The organism is Rhizobium sp. LARHSG275 (assembly GCF_052871115.1).
The window spans coordinates 171891-192389 of sequence record NZ_JBIXJN010000005.1 but is presented as its reverse complement, the minus strand read 5'-3'; the positions used below and the strand labels follow the sequence as shown (position 1 = coordinate 192389).

Genomic DNA, 20499 nt, shown 5'->3' with positions numbered 1-20499 from the left:
ATCAGCCCACCTTGATGCGCGGGTCGACGACCGCATAGGTGATATCGGTCAGAAGATTGACGACGATAACGCAGGTACCGATGACGAGCGTCGCGCCCATGATGACGGGATAGTCGCGGGTCTGAACGGCATCGACGAGCAAGAGACCCATGCCCGGCCAGTTGAAGACGCTCTCGATGAAGATGGCGCCGCCGATTGCGAGCCCGATGGTGGAGCCGATCAGCGTGACGATCGGAAGAAGGGCATTGCGCAAGGCATGTTTGGTGATCACCCAGAACTCGCGAACGCCCTTGGCGCGGGCCGTGCGCACGTAATCCTGGTTCAGGACTTCGAGCAGCGAAGCGCGCATGTAGCGCATGATCAATGCGGCTTGCGCAACAGACAGAAGTGCCGCCGGCAGGATCAGATGGTGGAGGAGATCGCCCACCGAGAACTCCTCGCCCGGCGTCAGCATGCCGCCGGATGGCATCCAGTGCAGGCGGACGGAGAAGATATAAAGGCCGATCAGCGCGCTGAGGAAGGCCGGGCTGGAAATCCCGGCAAGCGCAACCACCGACAAGGAGAGATCGGCCAGCGAATTGCGGCGGACGGCGCCGATCACCCCGAAGGTGATGCCTGCGACGATGGCAAAGCCAAGTGCGGTGCCCATCAACAGCAGTGTCGGGCCGATCCGTGACAGCACTAAACCCAGAACCGGCTGATCGAGACGCTTGATCGAATAGCCGAGATTGCCTGTCAGCGCCTGCTGCAACCAGCCCAGATACTGCACCGGCAAGGGCTGATCGAGCCCGAGGCTTCTGCGCAGATCGGCAAGGTCTGACGGCGACATCGGCAGGTTCGGATCGATATAGGCGTCGATCGGATCGCCGGGTGTCAGGCGCAGCAGCAGGAAGATCAGCATGCTCAGGGCGACGAGCATGCCTATTCCTATGATCAGGCGTCTGAGACTGTATTGGAGCATCGGCAATCCGTCTGTCGGGCCGTCTTGTCAGGCTGTCTTGTCAGGGTGGCCGAAGCCACCCTCAAGGCTTTCCCGGAAAACGCCTATTCGGCGATCGACCATTTCTGCGGGTTGGCCTGGTAGGGGCCGCCGCCCGGCGCCGGCGTCCAGACAAAATCCTTCACCTTGGTCGAGACGATGCCGTAGCGGTTTGCCACCCAGAGCGTCGCCCAGGGCAGGTTCGCGTTCATCACCTTGCAGACGTGCTGGTAGGCGGCATCCCGCTTGGTGCTATCAGGCTCGGCCAAGGCACTATCGAGCGCCTTGGTGAGGTCAGGCATGCGAACCCTGGCGACATTCGGCCCGGCCGGAGGGATCTGCTTCTCGTTGAGGCCGACATTGATGCTTCCGGCATCCGGCCCGTTCTGCAGCCCGGCATAAACCAACTGGAACTGGGCAATGTCAGGCGTCGCATTGAGCACGATGCTATTATAGGTCGGCGCATCGACGGCGCGCGGGACGATGTTGATGCCGACCTGGGCAAGCATCGCCTGGACTGCGGCAAGCACATTGGTCGCCAGCGGCGTGGTGTAATAGGTCAGAAGGGTGATTGGCTTGGCGCCATTGATCTGGTCCCAGCCGGCTTCCGTCAGCAGTTGCTTGGCCTTCTCAGGATCGTAGCCATAGCTGTCGATGCCCTGGGGTATCAGTTGGTCGGCGACATAGGCGCAATTGGCTGGCTTGGCCGCACCGCCATAGAGGCTCTGGATGATGGCGTCGCGATTGATCGCGTACATCACCGCTTGGCGGACGCGCACGTCTTTCCAGAGCGGGGAATCGTGGTTGAAGCCGAGATAGTTAACGACGAAAGAGTTGCCTTCGATGACCTTGAAATCCTTGTTGTCCTTGAAGGTCGGCACGTCGTTGGAATCGACATAGGTGAACTGGATTTCGCCGGCTCTCAGCGCCGCAATCGCTGCGGCCGGGTTGGCGAAATAGCGATTGATGATACGTTCCAGGGCGGGTTTGCCACCGCGATAATCGGTGTTTGCGGCAAGTTCGACATATTGATCCGAGACGTATTTGGTGAATTTGAACGGACCGGTGCCGATCGGAGCTGTGGACCACCACGTGTTCTTCGCCAGCTGGTCGGCCGGGATCGAGGAGAGCGCGTGCTCGGGCAGCATCATCACCTTGGTCACCGTGTCGAGAAAACTGCTGCTGGGTGCGCTGAGCTTGATGACAACAGTGTGATCGTCCGGCGTCTCGACCGACGATATGCCCTTCAGCCGCGCGGCGAGCACCGAGCCGGTTTTCGCATCCATCGCAAGGCCCATGGTGAACTTCACGTCCTTGGCGGTGAACGGTTTGCCGTCATGCCATTTGGCGTCCACCAGCTTGAACGTGTAGGTCATCTGGTCCGAGCTGACCTCGTAGGAGCTTGCCAGCGCGCCGACGACCTTCTGCAGCTTCTCGTCATAGGTGATCAGCGGTTCGTAGTAGATGCTGAGCCAGGTGAAGCCGGCGGTCGCGGCGAGCGGATTGAAGTTGCCCTGGAAGCCGCCGGGGCCGACATCGAAGCCGCCCGACAGCGCGGCTGCCTGAGCCTCAGTTGCAAGGCCCGAAACGACAAGAGACGGAACGGCCACCGTCGACAGCAGGGCGCCAAGCGCGATAACAGATAATCTAGACAGTCTTTTCATGTGTTCCTCCCACGTTTGAACTCGTCTTGTTGTTGGCAATCACTCGGGCAATGCCCTCGTAGTGACGATCCAGGCGTCTGCGCGCCTCCTCCAGATCTTTTGCCTCGATCGCATCGACGATCGCGGCATGATCGCGCCACGTCGCCATGGGATCGGCATTTTCAAGGTTGACGAAATCCGACGCCTTGTAGAAGGCGAGCCAGAAGACATCGATCAGCCGCACCAGCGTTTCATTGTCCTGGCAGCGAAACAGCAGTCGGTGGAACAGCTGGTCATCTTGCGCAAAGGTTTCGCCCCTCTCGGCATGGGCGCACATCCGATTGACGGTGGCGCGCAGCTCGGCGATGTCCTCCTCGCCGATCACGTCGATGGTTTTGCCGATCAATCCCACTTCCAGCGTGCGCCGGATTTCGAGGACCTCCTCGATCTGCCGCAGGGCGCCGCCGAGGCCGTAAGCGAGGTTGTCGAGAAGCGGCTCGAAGGAAAAGGCCTTCACGAAGATGCCGACGCCGCGCCGCGTCTCCAGCACGCCGAGCGATTCCAACGCCTTGATGCCTTCCCTCAGCGAATTGCGGCTGACACCGAGTTGGGTGGCAAGCTCTCCTTCCGCCGGAAGCAAGGTTCCGGGCGCTAAGCCGTTATCGTCGATATAGACGCGCAGACTTTCCTGCACGGAGACATGCAACAGCGGCGCGCGCGTCAGCGGCTTCATCGATTTCAATGTCATGCCCGCTCACTTTCCCGCATCGCCGATAAGAACGCATGTTACATATAGACTTGTAGGATATCTGTCAAATGGGCAGCCTGGACGACTGACACCGAGCCGGCTCGAAGCCGTTTGAGCGCCAGAATGACAACAGGAGCAGCGTACTCTTGCTGGAATTACTTCATTGGAGGCTTTGATCGATCTCACGAGAGTGGACCACCACGCGGTTGCGGCCCGTCTTTTTGGCAAGGTAGAGGGCCGCATCCGCTTGGCGCTGCATGTGCTCAGCTGACACGAGTTCACCGTTTTGCATCGATATCGCTAGTCCGATGCTGACAGTGACCCAGGGACCGACGCGGGAGGTAGGATTTGGAAGAGACGCAGCTTCTACTCGGCTGCGAATTCTTTCGGCGACCAACCCGGCCTCTTGTTCATCGGAGCCTGGGAGAAAGACGAGAAACTCTTCGCCTCCGTAGCGGGCGACCTTGTCCCGCTCGTCTCTCATGCTGCTCTGAATGATGCCGGCAATTTTCACCAGGCAGCGGTCGCCTTCGGCATGTCCGAGATTATCGTTGAGATGCTTGAAGTCGTCGACATCGCACATCAGCATCGCCGCGCCGCCCGTTCGTTTCAGGTCCTCGTTCCAGAAATGATTTAACGTTTCCATCATCGAACGCCGGTTGGCGACGCCCGTCAGCGGGTCGGTCCGTGCCAGCAATTCCAGCTGCGAGTTGGCGTCAGTAAGCTCCGCCAGGCGAGTCCGATCTCGTAACTCCAGCAAGAAGGTCTTCTCAGCGAAGACCGTTGCGGTGCGTCGGGCAACGACGGTTGCAGCCATACCGCTTGCGAAAAACAGCGTGCCGGCCAGAGCACTCCCAGCTTCGATGCCCGGATTTCGCAGTTGAAACACAAGATAGATACTGAGGGCAGAAGCACCGATCGCCATCGCCCAACCGAGTGGAATGGGAAAAATGATAATGGCCGTGACGGCCACAAAAAGCATGATGGTCAAATGCCGCTCTTAAAACTCGCCACCGGTGTTAACGCCCACCAAGGCGACCGACAGGAGGATGAAAAAAACAGCCGAGAGGAGGAAAACTCCCTGCGCCCACAAAGCATGCGGCCGCAGGAAGGCAATTGCGGCAACAAGAGCCGCGGGGGGAAGGATAGACGCCGGCCAAAGCATGGATATGACGGTTTCTGTCGGAAGCAAGATCGCGTTAAGGCCCAACGTCAGCACGTCGAGCACGATAACCCAGACCATCCACGAGCGGATGATCTTGGCGGTCCGCGTCCAGGAGCGTTCGCCAAAAAGCTGAGCTAGCTCCCCATTGAGGCGGATATCACGCGTACGTCCACCAAGCAGGTGCTCTACCTGCTCTACAATGGCCGGGCTCAACCTCTGGAGAGTTTCCGCGAAGACGCCCTTACCGATTTGATATGAGCTGTGGTTCGCTCGGTATCCATGTGTCGGATCTAGGGAGCAGACGACCGGAGGCAAGACGAGCCGCGAATTCCGCCCCAAAAGACGATCTGTGCCCTAATGATTTTGTACCAGGAGACGACAGTGTGCAGTTAGCGTGCCATATTGGGCCAAAGTCTCACACACGTGACAGGCCGAATTCACGGCTCGATTCCTTTCAAGACCGGCAGATTGACGATCGTCTCGGTCCCTTCCTCCCCGGACAGAACGGCCTGTTGAGCAATTCACCTGGCGCAGAAGGCGTCGATGCTAGGTGCAACCTTTTCAAGAATGTCGAACGCATTCATTTTATCGATTAAAAGGTACTAACACACTCATCTTAGTTGCACGGGCGCCATTAAGGCAGATACCGGACTGCTGTTTGCCGAGACGCTTTCTGCTTGGCGCGTTGGCGAAACCAGCGCACCCGTCACCGCGCGCAGGGGCAACCGAGTGATCACATCCAAAAGCCACAGCGACCGCTACGAGCCCATCGGCATTGGTGAGGCTGAACTGTGGCCTCTCACGCCCCTTAAGCCTCAGTCTGCCGTGGTTGTCCGGGGACAACAGCAGCCCGCTCGCCGATATCCGAGTATGCATGCTCAACAGCCGCCGCAGGAGATACCGGCCGGCGATGAAGGGAGCCCCATCCCGATCAAATCGGTAGGTCGATGCGCGCTCCCGTTCATCCGATGAAAGCGGCTGCATCCGTCGGTCCCAGTCGCCTTCGTTCCGGAATACTGCCAGAGCGCGATTTCAATCTCGGCAGGTTGATTTACTGGTTGCTGCATCGACCCGGTATGTGTTCGGTAGATCGAATTGCAAGCATGCAGCTGCTTGCCGAGCTCGCACTTGGCAGGACAGCGACCGGAGGTGCCGATTCTGGTCGATGTCGACCGATTCGGCCTGTTATCGAGACTAACACCGGGGTTATTTCAGCTCGCGACACGTGTCATATTCCTCAGATTCAAGGAACTTAAAGTCGCGGTGCGCTTATTTGATCGCGTAAGTATGGATCTGCTTGGCAGATCTGAGGAAATAAAGCGGGATCATTGTTTAGTTAATACTAAATTATTGAATCCGGTGCGAAATTTTACATCAGCCGGCACGCCGGTCGTCGTAGTACCTTGGAGGAGACCCGCATGAAACGCCCGAGTATCAAGCAAGCCCTGATCTTAAAGCTGTCGGTCATCAGTCTGTTCATGGTGGGCCTGTCCTATATCTCACTGACCACGATTTCGACGCTTCGTGCCAATACCGAGCAGATCGGGACCTTCTGGATGCAGCGGCTGGTGACGGCTCGCGAGATCAAGGATAACTTCCTCGACCTGAAATTAGTCTATGGACAATACCTTCTCGTGGACACGGCGGAGCAAAAAAAGGCCGGCCAGCAAGAGATCGATGCGGCTGGCGTTGAGCTGGACACGGTTGTCGCCGAATACGAAAAGGGTGTCCGCACGGAGCGTGGGCGCGAACTGATCAATCAGATCAAGCCGGAACTCGCCAAATATCGTGCGCTGGCAGAGCAAATGATCGCGTTTGAGAATGACGCGAAGACGCCTGAAGCTATCCGCCTCTTTAAGGAAAATATGGAGCCGCAAGCCGAGCTGGTGAACAAGGCAGTGGCGGATCTAGTCGCTTTCATTCTCAAACAGGCCGAAGGCTTTGTGACCGCGAGCGGTGATTCCGCGCAATCCGCCTTCCTGCTGACAGCCGCGATCGCAGGGCTGGCCGTGCTTCTTGCCATAGCCGGCATCTTCTTTGCGATATCAGGCATCGCCAACCCAATCCGAGACATTGCCTCCGCCATGAGGCGCTTGTCGGGTGGCGATCTTGACAGTGATATTCCCTATGCCGGTCGCGCCGATGAAGTCGGCGAAATGGCCGGTGCGGTTGAAATCTTCCGCCAGAATGCCCTCAATGTCGTCAGGCTCGAGAAGGAAGCGGCCGAATCCCGCAGAGAGAGCGAGGCAACGCGCGCCGCAGCCCAGCAGCGCGTTGAACGCGAGGCGGAACAATTGCGCTTCGCGACCACGACATTGGGCGAAGGTCTCCGGCGGCTTGCAGCAGGCGACATATCCTTCCAGCTTTCAGAGCAATTTTCGGCCGAGTATGAAGCGTTGCGCGGAGACTTCAACGCCTCGCTCCGGCAACTGGGTGCGACGATCGGCGCCGTGCTCGAGACGGTGCACAGCATCGATAATGGTACCGGTGAAATTGCATCTGCCGCGCAGGATCTGTCCAAGCGTACCGAACAACAGGCAGCCTCTCTCGAGGAGACGGCCGCAGCCCTGGATGAGATCACTTCGAATGTGACGATGTCGACCAAACGCACCGACGAGGCGCGCAACGTCGCCAAGGAAGCCGATATCAGCGCTCAGCGGTCGGCAACTGTCGTCTCGCAGGCGGAACAGGCCATGCGACGCATCGAAGACAGTTCACAGCAGATTTCGAACATCATTAGTGCAATCGATGAAATCGCCTTCCAGACGAACCTCCTGGCATTGAATGCCGGCGTTGAAGCTGCCCGTGCGGGTGAGGCGGGCAAAGGTTTTGCAGTGGTCGCACAGGAAGTCCGTGAGCTTGCCCAGCGCGCAGCTCAAGCGGCCAAGGAAATCAAAGGCTTTATTCAAAAGTCATCAACTGATGTGGAAAATGGCGTAAAACTGGTTCTCGAAACGGGAACGTCGCTCAAGTCGATCGGTGAGTATGTCGTGCAGATCAACCAACTCATGGATGCGATTGCCACATCGGCGCGTGAGCAGTCGACGGGACTTGCTGAGATCAACACGGCCGTCAATCAGATGGACCAAGCGACCCAGCAAAATGCGGCGATGGTTGAGCAGTCGACGGCTGCCGTAGCCTCATTGTCCTCCGAGGCAGGCCGCCTGCGGGATCTGGTCAACCAGTTTCAATTGGACGGAGACAAAAGCGCGGACGGGCAGCGCAGCGGACGGACCTTTGAAGGCAACGGGCCTATCCACTTGGTCGCTTCGCGGCGCGTGACGCAAAGATAAGGCGTAGCCGACTTCAGATCAGGGACATGAGACAACCCTGCCGGCGGTTCCAGTCGCGTTCGTTCCTTGAGCACTGGCCAGAGCGATTTCGATGCCGACGGGTTGGTTTCTGATTACCGCGTTGATCCAGTATGTGGCCCTGGGTCTGTTTTGTCCTGGTAGTCGCGACATCGAAAGCACTGCCGGCTATCGTCCGATACCGGTCAGCCATGCCGGCTTTTTCCGAATTCTGCCTCGACAGCTCCAACACTGCGGCCCGGTCGACGGCGACGATCTCCGCCGTTGGAAAGGCCTTCGCGATTTCGATCCCGAAGACGCATGGACCTGCAGCGATGTCCAACATCTTTTGGGAGCGCTCGGCCAGCCGGAGATTTCGTCAGCCAGTATTTGGCGCTGAGACCCGTGAAGCAGCCCATGCCACGCGCAAACTTCAACCAGACTGGATTGTCCGCCGGAAGGTTTGCAAGTCCGGCCGAACCGCCATTGCGCACGACAGCGGCCGGATCGCGCATAAAATTATCGAGAATTTCGGGTGCCGCGACGAACTCGACGGCAGAGCCCATATAAGGCCGGCGAACTGCGATCGAGGAAAATTCTGGTCGAGGGCGTCATTCGGTACTGTTCGCCCTCCTTGGTCAGGAAGCCATGGACCACGAGATAATCGCAGAGGATGCGCATCCCGGCCGGCTTGGCGGTGCGATGGAAATATACACAGTTTGCTTTCGCTTCTCTCCTGATCAGGTACCCCTCCGTTGAGGATCAGCCAGGTCAGTTCCGGTGACCGCCGCGAAAGCTTCAGCGGCGCCTGCGTGGCCTCTCGCCTACCTCAGGCCGCAATCTGGCATGCTACCGACTTTTGGTTTCTCGTTTCAATCGGCCGCCATGTGGATTTCAAATGGTCACGCCCTGACTTTCAATCGGTCATCACGGTAGTTTCAAACAGTCATCAAAGGAATGAAGTTGTGGCGCTGTGTCCAAGACTCGTTGAGCAACGCGTTGCCGACGCCATGTCAGACACGCGAGTCGTACTGATCGTCAGTCCCCGACAGTCAGGAAAAACAACGTTGGCCAAGAAGATGGCCAACAAGGGGATGGAATAATTAAACGCTGGACAATGCGACTACCCTGGACGCAGCGCGACAGGATCCAGTTGGCTTTGTAAGAGGTATGGATCGCGCCATCATCGATGAAATTCAGCGCGCTCCCGAGCTGTTGTTGGCCATCAAGGAAAGCGTGGATACCGACCAGCGCCCAGGGCGTTTCCTCCTGACCGGTTCAGCCAATCTAATGACGTTGCCACGCGTGGCAGACTCGCTTGCGGGGCGCATGGAGGTCGTACGATTGCTACCGCTTGCGCAAAGCGAGATCAGGACAGCCGACAGCAGCTTCCTGCGCGACGCCTTTCAAAACGAAGCCAAGGCCGGAGAACCAATCGCCGGAGACGACCTGATGGCGGCGGTGTTGGCCGGTGGATATCCCGAGGCATTGGGCCGTAAAACCCTGAGCCGCAGACAGGACTGGTATGCGGATAATATCCAGGCGATCGTTCAACGCGACGTTCGCGATGTCGCGCAAATCGAGCAGATTGCTCAAATGCCGCGCCTGCTACGCATTCTGGCACAGCATTCGGGTCAGCTCGTGAACTATTACGGAATTGGTGCGGCCATCGGTATGAACCACATCACAACGCAAAAATATGTCGGCATCTTCGAGAGCCTGTTCCTCGCTCGAACTGTGCAGCCCTGGTTTTCCAACAAACTGAAACGCCTGACCAAAACACCGAAAATACATTTCCTCGATTCTGGTCTGCTCGCGTCTCTTCGGGACCTCTCTCTCGACCGCCTGCGCGACGACAGGGGTCAGTTCGGAGCATTGCTGGAGACTTTCGTGTTTGGGGAGATCCTAAAACTCGCCAGCGGCGGGCATACCCGCTTCGAGTTTTCGCATTTTCGTGACAAGCAGCAGAACGAAGTCGATATCGTCATCGAAGACAGAAGAGGGAGGGTTGTCGGTATCGAGATAAAAGCGGCAGCATCCGTCTCGAGTTCCGATTTTTCCGGATTGCGAATTTTGGCCGAGGCATGTGGAGAACAATTTGTTTCAGGCATTGTCTCGTACGATCATAACAAGGTGGTTCCATTCGGCGAACGCCTATCAGCCGTGCCAATTTCGGCGTTGTGGCATTAACGCCTGGGAATTTCGCTTCAATCTCCAGACGTGAGCATTCCTGAAATTCCGACGGTGTCGATGAAAATGGGCCGCAGGTTCGATTCCCTTCAAGGCGCTCGTCCTGCTTTCTGTCGCAAAACATTATGGACGCAGCGATATTCTCATATCCCGCCGCATCCTGTAGGCTCGATATCTGCAGCCCTCGGGAAATTCTCAGATCGATGAAAAAGACTTTCAATCCGACCTCGGTGCGCCGGCCTTTCGGAAATTACAATCACGGCCTGCTGGTGCCGCCGGGCGCCGCGCTGCTCGTCACGTCGGGCCAGCTCGGTATCGGTCTCGACGATACTGTTCCGACCGACATCACTGCTCAGGCGGAACTCTGCTTCGAGGCGATCAAGGCGATCCTCGAGGAGGCGGAAATGAGTTTTGCCGACGTCATCCGCATTTCGGGCTTCGTCACCCGCCGCGAAGATTTCCCGGCCTATATGGCTGTACGGGATCGCTATACGCTCGATCCGAAGCCGGTTTCCACCTTGCTCGTCATCGGCGGCTTTACGCGCCCTGAGTTCTTGGTCGAGGTCGAGGTGACAGCCGCGAAAATCTTCTAAAAGCGCTCCATCGCGTCTCCGACGCGGGCGAGGAATTTTGCGCGCGTCTCCGGCGTGCAATTGTTCATGTCGTAGTGGGCCAGGAACGTCACCGGCCTTAGCGGATTGATCTGCGCCCTCAGTACGCGCTTGACGATTTTCTTCGGCGGGTTGCCGGCGGCGAAAGCCCTGAACGGCGTTGCCCCGTAAGTCAGGACGGCTGCGAGCTTGCGGATGTGGCGTAGCCGCGATTCTACCTTGCCGTTGACCAGCTCGAAGGAAACGCCCGGCAGCCAGACGCGGTCGAAATATCCCTTCAGGATTGCCGGAAAGCCGAAATTCCAGATCGGGGTGCAGATCACCAGCCCCTCGGCCGCTTTGAGCCGGTCGACATGCGATTCCACCAGCTTCAGATTTTCCGGATAGTCGTGATAGACGAGCCGGTCGTGGCGCGAGAGCACCGGATCGAACTGCTCTTCATAGAGGTCGCAGCCATCCACAACATGCCCGGCCTTCTCAAGGCTCTCGATGGTTTGCCGGTAAAGCGCCTTGCCGTAACTTTCCTCGACCGGGTGAGAGTGGAGGACGAGAACCCTCATGAGGCCTCCATCAGGGCCGCCAGGCCGGGGAAGAGATAGTTCTTGCCGGCGTTGAAATCGAAATCGGGATTATCCCATGCGATCATCTTGCCGGGATTGAGCAGGCCCTTCGGATCGGTTTCCTGCTTGAAGGCGAGTTGCACCGCGTCGGTGCGCTTCATGCCGCCTTCTTCCAGCGTATAGCGGTGCGGGTTGAAAATCGGGCATCCATTGTCCTGGTGGATCTTGATGATCTCCTCCAGCCGCTCCTCGGTGGTATAGCGCACCAGCGGCAGCCCGGAGCACTGGATCTGTCCGTCGAATTTGATGAATTCGAGATGACCCGGAACTTCGTCACCGAAGATTTCGACCATCTTCCGAACCTTGGCGACATGATCCGGCCCCGGATATTGCACCTGCAGATAGGTGAAGCTCGGGTCGACCTTCAGCGCACGCAATGTCGTGTGGTTCCAGGCAAGCTCATAGGCATGCGGGATCCCGCGCATGCTTTCCACCTTGTCGGAGCGGAACATGATCTCGCCCTTCTGCGCCGCTGTGAAGGCAAGAAAAGCATCCATGGAGTGCGGCGCGATCATCAGCACGGCGATCGACTGGCCCTGACGGATGTAGGGCTTGTGGCGGGTGAAATAGTCGCAAGGAATGGGAGCGGCAATCGGTGCGATCTCCTTGACGAGGATGCCGTTGCATTTCGCCAGTGCGTCTGAGAAGCGCACCGCTTCCATGAAGTCGTCGTAACCGACGAGCACATCGACCCAGTCATAGGCAGGTGCAAGCGGCATCTCGATCTCGGTGATGATGCCGTTTGTGCCGTAGGCGTGGCTCACCTTCTGCAGATCCCAGCCGGTGAGATCGAGGACACGCGGTTCGGCTTCCATGGTGACGACGCGCAGGCGCAGGATGTTGCCGAGGTCGCGCAAGCCGCCCCAGGTGATCGAGCCGACGCCGCCCGAGCCGCCGGCGATGAAGCCGCCGACCGTCGCCGTCTGCGCGGTGGAGGGATGGAAACGCAGCTCCTGGCCGGAATGGGCCTTGGTCTGCTTGTCGAGCTGGGCAAGCACGATGCCGGGTTCACAGATGACGCGGCCGGGATGGATCTCCTTGATCTTGTCCATGGCGGCAAGGTTCAGCACGATGCCGCCGGAAAGCGGCATGGCCTGGCCGTAATTGCCGGTGCCGGCGCCACGCGGCGTCACCGGAACGCCATGGGCATAGGCGACCTTCAGCGTCCGGATGACCTCTTCCTCGGTCTTCGGCGTGACGACGACATCGGCCGTCACATTGTCGAGCTGGGCTTTGAGTACAGGCGAATACCAGTAGAAATCCCGGCTCTTCTGGCGAACTAGCGCCGGATTATCCTCAACGGCGATGCCTTCGAGTTCCTTTTTGATCTTCTGATAATCGGCCATGTCAGGCTCCAACGACGTTATCGAGTTCACGGTAATCCGGCAGGCTGCGGTCGATCACCTTGCCGCGGCGAAGCACGACGCGGTCAGACTGCGGACGGGACAGGAATTCACTCCAGCGCCGCGCGCTGAAGAGCACGAGATCGGCCGGATCGCCGGCGGCGATGCGGCCCTTGTCCGGCCGTCCGACGATGGCGGCGGGCGAGGTGGTGACGACACGGGCGGCGGTATCGAGTGGGTGATCGAGATGCAGAATCCGCACGGCCTCGCGGAAGACCTCCACCGGATCGAGGTCGCCATAGGCATAGAAGGGGTCGCGGGTATTGTCGGATGCGACCGCGGTCGCGACACCGGCGGCGGCCAGTTCCTTGAACAGCGTGACGCCGCGCCAGCGCGGGGTGCGGCTGGCAGAGCGATCCTGCAGATACATGTTGCACATCGGCAGTGAGATGACCGCGATGCCTGCCTTAGCGACCAACTCGACGGTGCGCGCGGCGGTGTCTTCGTCCTGGCGGGCGAGCGAGCAGCAATGACCGGCGGTCACCTTGCCCTCGAACCCGTTGCGCAGCACGGACTCGGCGATTGCCTTCAGTGTTTCCGCGCCGCGATCATCCGTCTCGTCGACATGCAGATCGACATCCAGGCCCTGCTCTGCGGCAGTCCTGAAGAGCGTGTCGAGCTGCCAGACAAGCTCCGGCCCCATCCGGGTGACGCCGCCAAGCAGGCCGCCGTTCTGTCGGATTGTTGTGACGAGATCGGCAAAGAAGGCGCTGTCTGCCATGGCATCCAGCGGGAAGAGGGCGACCGCCTGCAGCGCAATTCTGTCCTTCCAGACATCCCGGATTTCGGCAAAAACCTCGAAGGAGATGCGATGCTGGGGCGCAAGCGAATCCAGGTGCGTGCGGATCAGGCTGGTGCCATGGGCATAGGCGGAGCGGAGCGAGAATTCCATGCGCCGTTTGACGTCTGCGGCTGACCAGTTGGCTTCCCGGTCGGCCCTGACGGCATCGAGCGCACCCATGAAGCTGCCGTCGGGATTGGCCTGGCGCGGCCAGATATGGCCTTTGTCAAGATGGGTATGGATATCGGCAAAGCACGGCCAGACCATACCGTCCTTAAGATCGGTCCTGGCGTAATCGGCGGGTGCGGCGCCGGCCGGCCGGATGGCGGCAATCGTGCCGTCGCTGATGACGATATCGACCGTGGCCAGACCTTCCGTGACCGGCACGTCGACATGCTCGACGGTGATGGCGGGCACCGTCGCATTGCTCAGCACGAAGCGGGCCGCATTCGGCGGGGATATGAAGGAATAGGTCATCAGTTTTCCCGTTTGACGCTGCTTTCATGCCAGCGATGAAGGCTCAGCCAGGCGATGAAGGTGGTGAGGCCGAAGATCGCCACCCCAAGCATGGAGAGCATCAACAGCGCCGCAAAGAGCCGCGGTATGTTCATCCGGTACTGTGCTTCCAGCAGGCGGAAGGCGAGACCGGAGCCGGCACCGGCAGAGCCCGCCGCAAATTCGGCGACGACGGCGGCGATCAGCGCCAGGCCGCCGCCGATGCGAAGACCGGTCATGAAATAGGGTTGGGCGGCAGGCAGTTTGAGAAAGAGCAGCGTCTGCCAGCGCGAGGCGCCGTAGAGCTCAAAGAGGTTGATCAGATTGTGGTCGACGCTCTTCAGGCCCTGGACCATGTTCGACAGGATCGGGAAAAAGGCGACGAGGAAGGCGCAGATCAGCAGCGCAACCTGCGTGGAGGGCGCGTAGATCAGGATCAGCGGCGAGATGGCGACGATTGGCGTTACCTGCAGGATGACGGCAAGGGGATAGAAGGCAAGCTCGACCCAGCGCGACTGCACGAGAAAGATCGCAAAGCCGACGCCGCCGACAAGCGCCAGCATCAGTGAGATGAAGGTGATCTTTGTGGTGACCCAGAGGGCAGGGGCAAGCGTACCCCAATCCGTCACGAAGGCGTTTGCCACAGCGGCCGGTCCTGGCAGGATATAGGGCGGGACGCCCGACAGTTTCACATAGGCGTACCAGAGGAGGATCATCAGGGCGATGACGAGGAAGGGGATGGCGATGCGCAGCGCAAGATCGCGGCGCCTTGCGCTTGCGGTACCCTTGACGAGCAGCGGCGATGTGTCTGTTTCGTCACTCATCAATGATCCCCTGCCGAATTGATCGCCCCGATCAGCGAATGCGATACCGTTTCGCAGGCCTTGCGGTATTCTTCCGAGGTGCGGTAGTGCGCGTCGCGTTCGAGGCTGGTGATCAGCGGGACGTCGGCATGCACGCGCCCGGGCCTTGCCTTCATCACGACGATGCGGTTCGAGAGATAGGCGGACTCGAAGACCGAATGCGTCACGAAAATCACCGTAATGCCGCTCGCCTTCCACAGCCGCAGCACGTCGTCGTTGAGCTTTTGGCGGGTGATCTCATCGAGCGCGGCGAAAGGCTCGTCCATCAGCAGCAGCTTCGGCTTCGTCACCAGCGCACGGGCGATCGAGACGCGCATCTTCATGCCGCCGGAAAGTTCGCGCGGATAGGCCTTGGCAAAATCCTGAAGGCCGACGGTGGTCAGCACTTCCATGATCTGATCATGCGTGGCTGCCTTCGAAACGCGCCTCAACCTCAGCGGCAGATGGACATTGTCGAACACGTTCTTCCAGGGCATCAACGTCGGCTCCTGGAAGACAAAGCCGATATCGCCCTCCGGCAGACCTCTGGAATTGATGCGCGAACTCGGCCAGTCGATCGTTCCCGAGGTGACATCGCCGAGACCGGCTATGATGCGCAGCGCCGTCGACTTGCCGCATCCGGAAGGGCCGAGCAGGCTGACGAACTCGCCGCTTTCGACCGTGAGCGACATGTTCGAAAGGGCGGCAGTGCCGCTGGAAAAGACCTTCGAGACCGACTGCATGACAACAAGCGGCCGCTTGCGCGTCTCTTTCGGGGATACCGCCTGGGCGTTTGCTGGGAGCATTGCTGTCTCGTTCATGCGGGAGGATACGGCCCGCCACATCCTCGATGGCGGACCAGGAGAGCCGTCAGTCGTCGGCCTACTTCTTCAGTGCCACGCCGGTGCTCTTGCAGACGAACTTCGTCGTAAAGGCTTTGGTGTAGTCCGTCTCCGGCTTGAAGACCTTGATCGCCACCATCTCGTTGAAGAACGTCTTGTAGTGCGCATCGGTGATGCAGCCGATGCCCTTGTCGAGGCTGTCGCCGGATTCGATGATGCCATATTCCTTCATCTTGGCGATGGAGTAGGCGAGCTGGCCGTCCGTCATTTCAGGATTGTCCTTCTTGATCAGTTCGTTCGCCTTGGTGTTGTCGCCGTAGAGGTAGTTGTACCAGCCTTCGATCGAGGCATCGACGAAGCGCTGCACGACGTCGGGTTTGCCGTCGATCATTGTCTGCGTCGTCGTGATCATCGTCGAATAGGGCGAGTAGCCATTGTCGGCGAGCAGGAAGACCTTCGGTTCGAAGCCTGCCTGCTTCTGGATCTCGTAGGGTTCGGAGGTCAGATACCCCTGCTGGGCGGAGTCCTTGTCTGCAAGGAAGGGGGCGGGACTGAAGTTATAGGGCTTGTACTGCTCGTCCTTGAAGCCTTTGAAGTTGGCCTTCATCCATTCGAAATAGGTAAGATAGCCGTCCTTGCTGAGGAATAGCGTTTTCAGCTTGGCGAGATCCTCGAACTTGTCGATGCCGTTATCCGGATGGGCGATCAGCACCTGGGGATCCTTTTGGAAGATCGCGGCGACATCGACCAGCGGAATGCCCTGTTCGACGGCGGATATCTCTCCTTGCGGACCGCCCATGTAGAAATCGAGCTTGCCGGAGATCAGCAGCGCGCTGTTTGCAGCATTCGGGCCGCCCTGCACGATGGTGACGTCGAGGCCATATTTTGCATAGGTGCCGTCGGCAACGGCTTGGTAGAAGCCGCCATGTTCCGCCTGGGCAAGCCAGTTCGTCCCGTAGCTCACCTTGTCGAGGGCGAGCGCCGGCGAGGCGGCGGCAAGCACCGAGGCGAGGCCGAGGCAGCGCAGAAATTGCATCTTCGTCTGTGCTTTCAACATGGTTGGCAGTTCCCCTTTTGAGCCGAGGGAAGCCTTGCTCAGCCCCCTTTTGAGGGAATTTGAGCCATTGCCATGCGCTTTGAAAAGCATCAAAATTCGTGCGCATTGATGCCTTTTCGGCATCTCTGGGAAAGCTGAAGATAATTTGTGCGCCCTGCGCAAAATTTATGCATTGGAGAGATCATGTTGCACTCCAGACGCCTTCTTTACATCAACGAGATCGCCCGTTGCGGTTCGATCCGCAAGGCGGCCGCGCGCCTCAACGTCGCGTCGTCGGCGGTCAACAGGCAGATTTTGGCGCTGGAGGAGGAGATCGGGGCGCCGCTTTTCGAGCGGCTGCCGCGTGGCCTGCGGCTCACGGCTGCCGGCGAACTCTGCATCGAGCATATTCGGGACGTGCTGAAGAATTACGAGCGCCTGGAGGGGCGCATCCGCAGCCTCAAGATGCAGCAGGCAGGCAAGGTGCGCATGGTGACGACCGTTGGGCTTGCCGCCGGGCCGCTGCCCGAAATCATCGCGCGCTTTCTTTCAGAGCATCCGCGCGTCTTCATCCAGCTGCGCAACGATACCGGCGGCACGACGGCCAACCCTGTTGTATCAGGCGAGGTGGATATCGGTCTCGGCTTCAACATCCCCGCCATGCCCGGCATCCGCACGCTCGGAAATTTCGATATCCCGATCGGTGTCGTGCTGCCGCCGGGGCATCAACTCATCGGCCCCGGGCCGATCAACCTTGCCGATGTCACCCAGGAAAAACTGGTTCTGGCGCAGCCGGGCACCAGCCTGCGCGAGGTGATCAACCTTGCTTTTGCGCGCCTGCCCATCTCGGTCGAGCCGGTGCTGGAAACCAATGCATCGGAGATGCTGAAACAGCTGGTCAAATGCGGCACAGGGCTGACGCTGCTCAATCCGCTCGACGTCATCACCGAATGCCGGCGCGGTGAACTCGTCTTCCGGCCGATCGCCGAGCCGCATGCGCGTTACCAGCAGATGAAGCTGTTTGCGCGTGCCCGCGCGCCCCTCGACGCGGCCACCAGCCTTTTCGTCGAATATCTGCTCGCCGAACTGCTCGGCCTGGTGCAGGAATTGCAGGCCAAGGGTCATATCCCACCGGATGTGAAACCCGCGGCTGAGCCTATTTCACATAGAGATTCGAAAGCGGATAGGCCTTGAGATCCTGGAGCAGCTCGACAAACCCCTTGACCTGATGGCGGCAGATCGCCTCGCCCTTTTCGGCTGTGGCGATCGAAGCATCGCCGACCACGCCGAAGGGATTGAGGTCATGCGCGATCCAGGCCAGCGAATGCGGCGGCAGAGGCTGAAGAAATTTCGATTGCTCTCGCATCCCTTTGGCCTTCGAGGCAAAGTTTTGGGCCTTGTCCATGCGCACCAGTTCGGGGCGGAAGTTGAGCATCAACGACGTCTCGACATCGCCGCCGTGGATGCCGTATTTGCTCTCGTGATCGCTGACCATGCCTTCCGGATGACCGAAACGGCCCCATTGGGTGGAGACCACCGCCATTTGATGGCGCACGCGCAGTTCGCGCGCGACGATGCTCATGATGTCGACATTGCCGCCGTGGGAGTTGACGATCACCATCTTCCGCAGCCCGGCTTCGGCAACCTTTGCGCCGATCGCCGTCCAGACTGGGATGAGCAGCTCGGCACCTAGCGACAGCGTGCCGGGGCCGTAGATGTGTTCGTTGGCCTTGCCGATCTCCTGTGTCGGAAGGACCAGGATGTCCAGATCCTCCGGCCGCTGCCGCCTCAACTCCGCCAGCATGCCAGTCGCGATCGCGACATCGGTTGCGATCGGCAGATGCGGGCCGTGCTGTTCCGTCGAGGCGATAGGCAGAATGGCAACCGTGGTCTCGGGAGAGAGGCCGGCAAAATCATATGTGTTGAGCTCGTTCCAGTAAAACGGCGTGGGCATGCGGTCATCCCTTTTCGTCACCTGCTTCGATAGGGAGTAGGGAATAAAGATAAGCCGGAAAAGCATCATTTTTTGCGCATGGCGCTGCTTTTTTTCGCGCGCATCGGCGGCCGTTACTCCGCGGGCGCTTCAGCATCCAAGCCAACTTTACTGAATATATGGTTCGCAGCATCGTATGGCCGCGGCTCGGGGAATTCATGAGCTAGATCGATAACCGTATGCAACGGAAAGGGACTAATCAGACGGCGGAGTTGCACTACCTCAGCAAACGGCGTCGACGCGCGCCTATGTCCAACGAGCAAGGTGGAACTGTTCATGCCAAGCCAGACACAACTGGAACTTTCCCGTCGAGATCTACTTATCTCGTCGGCCGCAACGATTGCGGTGACCGGAGCCGCTGCGCCCGCGGCGGCACAGTCCCCAGGAAATGACATGGCCTATACATCGAAAGTTTCTTTCGCGGTTAACGGCGAGAACCGCGATCTCGAGGTCGACAACAGAACGTCGCTGCTCGACGCGCTGCGCGAGCACCTGCATCTCACAGGCACGAAAAAGGGATGCGACCACGGCCAATGCGGTGCATGCACCGTGATGGTCGACGGCCACCGCATCAACGCCTGCCTGACGCTGGCGGTGATGCACGAAGGCGATCAAATCACCACGATCGAAGGCCTCGGCCAGCCTGAAAACCTTCATCCAATGCAGGCGGCCTTCGTCAAGCATGACGGCTTCCAGTGCGGCTACTGCACGCCGGGACAGATCTGTTCCTCCATGGCCGTGCTCGAGGAGATCAAGGCGAACATACCGAGCCACGTCACCGGCGATCTTACGGCTCAGGCGGCTGTCACTCCGGCCGAGATCCGCGAGCGCATGAGCGGTAACATCTGTCGATGCGGCGCCTATTCCAACATTATCGATGCCATTTCGGAAGTCGCGGGGATAAAAGCATGAGAGCCTTCACCTACGAACGCGCCTCGTCCGTCGAGGCCGCGGCCAAGGCGGCCGCTTCCAATCCCGAAACAAAATTCATCGCTGGCGGCACCAACCTCCTCGACCTGATGAAGCTCGAGATCGAGACGCCGACGCACCTGATCGACGTCAACGGTCTCGGCCTCGACAAGATCGAGCCCACGCCGGAGGGCGGGCTGCGCATCGGCGCTTTGGTCCGCAACACCGAACTTGCCGCCCATGAGACCGTTCGCCGTGACTACGGCCTGCTCTCCAGGGCGCTGGTTGCGGGCGCCTCCGGGCAGTTACGCAACAAGGCGACGACGGCCGGCAACCTCCTGCAGCGCACGCGCTGTCCCTATTTCTATGACACGAACCAGCCGTGCAACAAGCGGCAGCCCGGCAGCGGTTGTTCCGCCATCGGCGGCTTCAGCCGCCAGCATGCCGTCGTCGGCACCAGCGAATCCTGCATCGCCACGCATCCGAGTGACATGGCCATCGCCATGCGGGCGCTCGATGCTGTTGTGGAAACCGTCAAGGCCGACGGCAGTCGCCGCGCGATTGCGATTGCCGACTTCCATCGGTTGCCGGGCGATACGCCTGATATCGAAACTGTCCTTGAGCGCGGCGAGTTCATCACGGCGGTGCTGCTACCGCCGCCTTTCGGCGGCAAGCACATCTATCGTAAAGTCCGAGACCGCGCTTCCTATGCCTTCGCACTCGTCTCGGTCGGAGCCGTAATCCAATCGGACGGCACAGGACGGATCGCCGTCGGCGGCGTCGCCCACAAGCCATGGCGCGTCGAGGCCGCCGAAGCCGAGTTGCCGAAAGGCGCGAGGGCGGCGGCAGGCGTTCTTCTCGCCGATGCCCATCCGACCGAACAGAACCGTTTCAAGGTCGATCTGGTCGAGCGCACGCTCGGCGCCGTCATTGCCGAAGCAAGGGGTTGAGC

Annotated in this window: 17 protein-coding genes and 3 pseudogenes; 7 read left to right on the top strand and 13 right to left on the bottom strand. The window is 59.5% G+C overall.

Annotated features, from left to right (window positions below):
• Position 1: 1 nt before the first annotated feature.
• From ACIPSK_RS08055 to ACIPSK_RS08035, 5 genes and pseudogenes are all read right to left on the bottom strand, one after another.
• On the bottom strand, positions 2 to 961 hold the full coding sequence (locus ACIPSK_RS08055) for an ABC transporter permease (protein WP_446532830.1): 960 nt from the start codon (positions 959 to 961) through the stop codon (positions 2 to 4).
• An 83-nt stretch (positions 962 to 1044) separates the two neighbouring features.
• Entirely contained in the window at positions 1045 to 2643 is a 1599-nt protein-coding gene (locus ACIPSK_RS08050) for an ABC transporter substrate-binding protein (RefSeq protein WP_446532829.1), read from the bottom strand.
• A complete protein-coding gene (locus ACIPSK_RS08045) occupies positions 2627 to 3370 on the bottom strand; it encodes a FadR/GntR family transcriptional regulator (protein WP_446532828.1) in 744 nt (247 codons plus the stop codon). Before ACIPSK_RS08045 ends, ACIPSK_RS08050 begins: the two co-directional genes overlap by 17 nt.
• Positions 3371 to 3530: 160 nt before the next feature.
• Positions 3531 to 4748: pseudogene (locus ACIPSK_RS08040) on the bottom strand (GGDEF domain-containing protein).
• 516 nt (positions 4749 to 5264) lie between these two features.
• Positions 5265 to 5602 (bottom strand): annotated as a pseudogene (locus tag ACIPSK_RS08035) (4'-phosphopantetheinyl transferase family protein); the annotation flags it as partial.
• Between the two features lie 351 nt (positions 5603 to 5953).
• On the opposite strand from ACIPSK_RS08035, the gene ACIPSK_RS08030 reads away from it, so the two are divergent.
• On the top strand, positions 5954 to 7828 hold the full coding sequence (locus ACIPSK_RS08030; RefSeq protein ID WP_162115842.1) for a HAMP domain-containing methyl-accepting chemotaxis protein: 1875 nt from the start codon (positions 5954 to 5956) through the stop codon (positions 7826 to 7828).
• A 166-nt stretch (positions 7829 to 7994) separates the two neighbouring features.
• On the opposite strand, the pseudogene ACIPSK_RS08025 reads toward ACIPSK_RS08030, so the two are convergent.
• Positions 7995 to 8512, bottom strand: a pseudogene (locus ACIPSK_RS08025) (SAM-dependent methyltransferase); the annotation flags it as partial.
• A gap of 68 nt (positions 8513 to 8580) precedes the next feature.
• On the opposite strand from ACIPSK_RS08025, the gene ACIPSK_RS08020 reads away from it, so the two are divergent.
• The 3 genes from ACIPSK_RS08020 to ACIPSK_RS08010 all read left to right on the top strand — a co-directional run bounded on the left by ACIPSK_RS08020 (position 8581) and on the right by ACIPSK_RS08010 (position 10608).
• On the top strand, positions 8581 to 8928 hold the full coding sequence (locus ACIPSK_RS08020; RefSeq protein ID WP_446532827.1) for a hypothetical protein: 348 nt from the start codon (positions 8581 to 8583) through the stop codon (positions 8926 to 8928).
• A gap of 67 nt (positions 8929 to 8995) precedes the next feature.
• Positions 8996 to 10015: an ATP-binding protein gene (locus tag ACIPSK_RS08015; RefSeq protein ID WP_446532826.1), complete on the top strand. Its 1020-nt coding sequence runs from the start codon at positions 8996 to 8998 to the stop codon at positions 10013 to 10015.
• A gap of 203 nt (positions 10016 to 10218) precedes the next feature.
• Positions 10219 to 10608 carry a RidA family protein gene (locus tag ACIPSK_RS08010; RefSeq protein WP_162115841.1) on the top strand — a complete coding sequence of 130 codons (390 nt, stop codon included), beginning with the start codon at positions 10219 to 10221 and terminating at the stop codon, positions 10606 to 10608.
• Here the strand turns inward: ACIPSK_RS08010 and ACIPSK_RS08005 are convergent.
• The 6 genes from ACIPSK_RS08005 to ACIPSK_RS07980 form a co-directional block, all read right to left on the bottom strand.
• A complete protein-coding gene (locus ACIPSK_RS08005; protein WP_162115840.1) occupies positions 10605 to 11186 on the bottom strand; it encodes an NAD(P)H-dependent oxidoreductase in 582 nt (193 codons plus the stop codon). The two genes, ACIPSK_RS08010 and ACIPSK_RS08005, sit on opposite strands and share 4 nt — an antisense overlap.
• Positions 11183 to 12592, bottom strand: coding sequence for an FAD-binding oxidoreductase (locus ACIPSK_RS08000; RefSeq protein ID WP_162115839.1), 1410 nt, complete (start codon positions 12590 to 12592; stop codon positions 11183 to 11185). Before ACIPSK_RS08000 ends, ACIPSK_RS08005 begins: the two co-directional genes overlap by 4 nt.
• Before the next feature lies 1 nt (position 12593).
• Positions 12594 to 13907, bottom strand: a complete 1314-nt coding sequence (locus tag ACIPSK_RS07995) for a cytosine deaminase (RefSeq protein WP_446532825.1) — start codon at positions 13905 to 13907, stop codon at positions 12594 to 12596.
• Complete coding sequence (locus tag ACIPSK_RS07990; RefSeq protein ID WP_446532824.1) at positions 13907 to 14749, bottom strand: ABC transporter permease; 843 nt, start codon at positions 14747 to 14749, stop codon at positions 13907 to 13909. The genes ACIPSK_RS07995 and ACIPSK_RS07990 overlap by 1 nt, the downstream gene beginning before the upstream one ends.
• Positions 14749 to 15573: an ABC transporter ATP-binding protein gene (locus tag ACIPSK_RS07985; RefSeq protein ID WP_162115836.1), complete on the bottom strand. Its 825-nt coding sequence runs from the start codon at positions 15571 to 15573 to the stop codon at positions 14749 to 14751. The genes ACIPSK_RS07990 and ACIPSK_RS07985 overlap by 1 nt, the downstream gene beginning before the upstream one ends.
• Positions 15574 to 15649: 76 nt before the next feature.
• The gene (locus tag ACIPSK_RS07980) at positions 15650 to 16666 is read right to left on the bottom strand and encodes an ABC transporter substrate-binding protein (protein ID WP_170255579.1); all 1017 of its coding nucleotides are present in this window, start codon (positions 16664 to 16666) and stop codon (positions 15650 to 15652) included.
• Between the two features lie 183 nt (positions 16667 to 16849).
• Between ACIPSK_RS07980 and ACIPSK_RS07975 the strand changes: the two genes are divergently transcribed.
• Positions 16850 to 17839, top strand: a complete 990-nt coding sequence (locus ACIPSK_RS07975; RefSeq protein ID WP_170255580.1) for a LysR substrate-binding domain-containing protein — start codon at positions 16850 to 16852, stop codon at positions 17837 to 17839.
• Here the strand turns inward: ACIPSK_RS07975 and ACIPSK_RS07970 are convergent.
• A complete protein-coding gene (locus ACIPSK_RS07970; protein WP_446532823.1) occupies positions 17802 to 18668 on the bottom strand; it encodes a creatininase family protein in 867 nt (288 codons plus the stop codon). The two genes, ACIPSK_RS07975 and ACIPSK_RS07970, sit on opposite strands and share 38 nt — an antisense overlap.
• 234 nt (positions 18669 to 18902) lie before the next feature.
• Here ACIPSK_RS07970 and paoA point away from each other — a divergent pair, with 234 nt between their 5' ends.
• On the top strand, positions 18903 to 19550 hold the full coding sequence (gene paoA / locus ACIPSK_RS07965) for an aldehyde dehydrogenase iron-sulfur subunit PaoA (RefSeq protein WP_222313342.1): 648 nt from the start codon (positions 18903 to 18905) through the stop codon (positions 19548 to 19550).
• Positions 19547 to 20497, top strand: coding sequence for an FAD binding domain-containing protein (locus ACIPSK_RS07960; protein WP_446532822.1), 951 nt, complete (start codon positions 19547 to 19549; stop codon positions 20495 to 20497). Before paoA ends, ACIPSK_RS07960 begins: the two co-directional genes overlap by 4 nt.
• Positions 20498 to 20499: the final 2 nt, after the last annotated feature.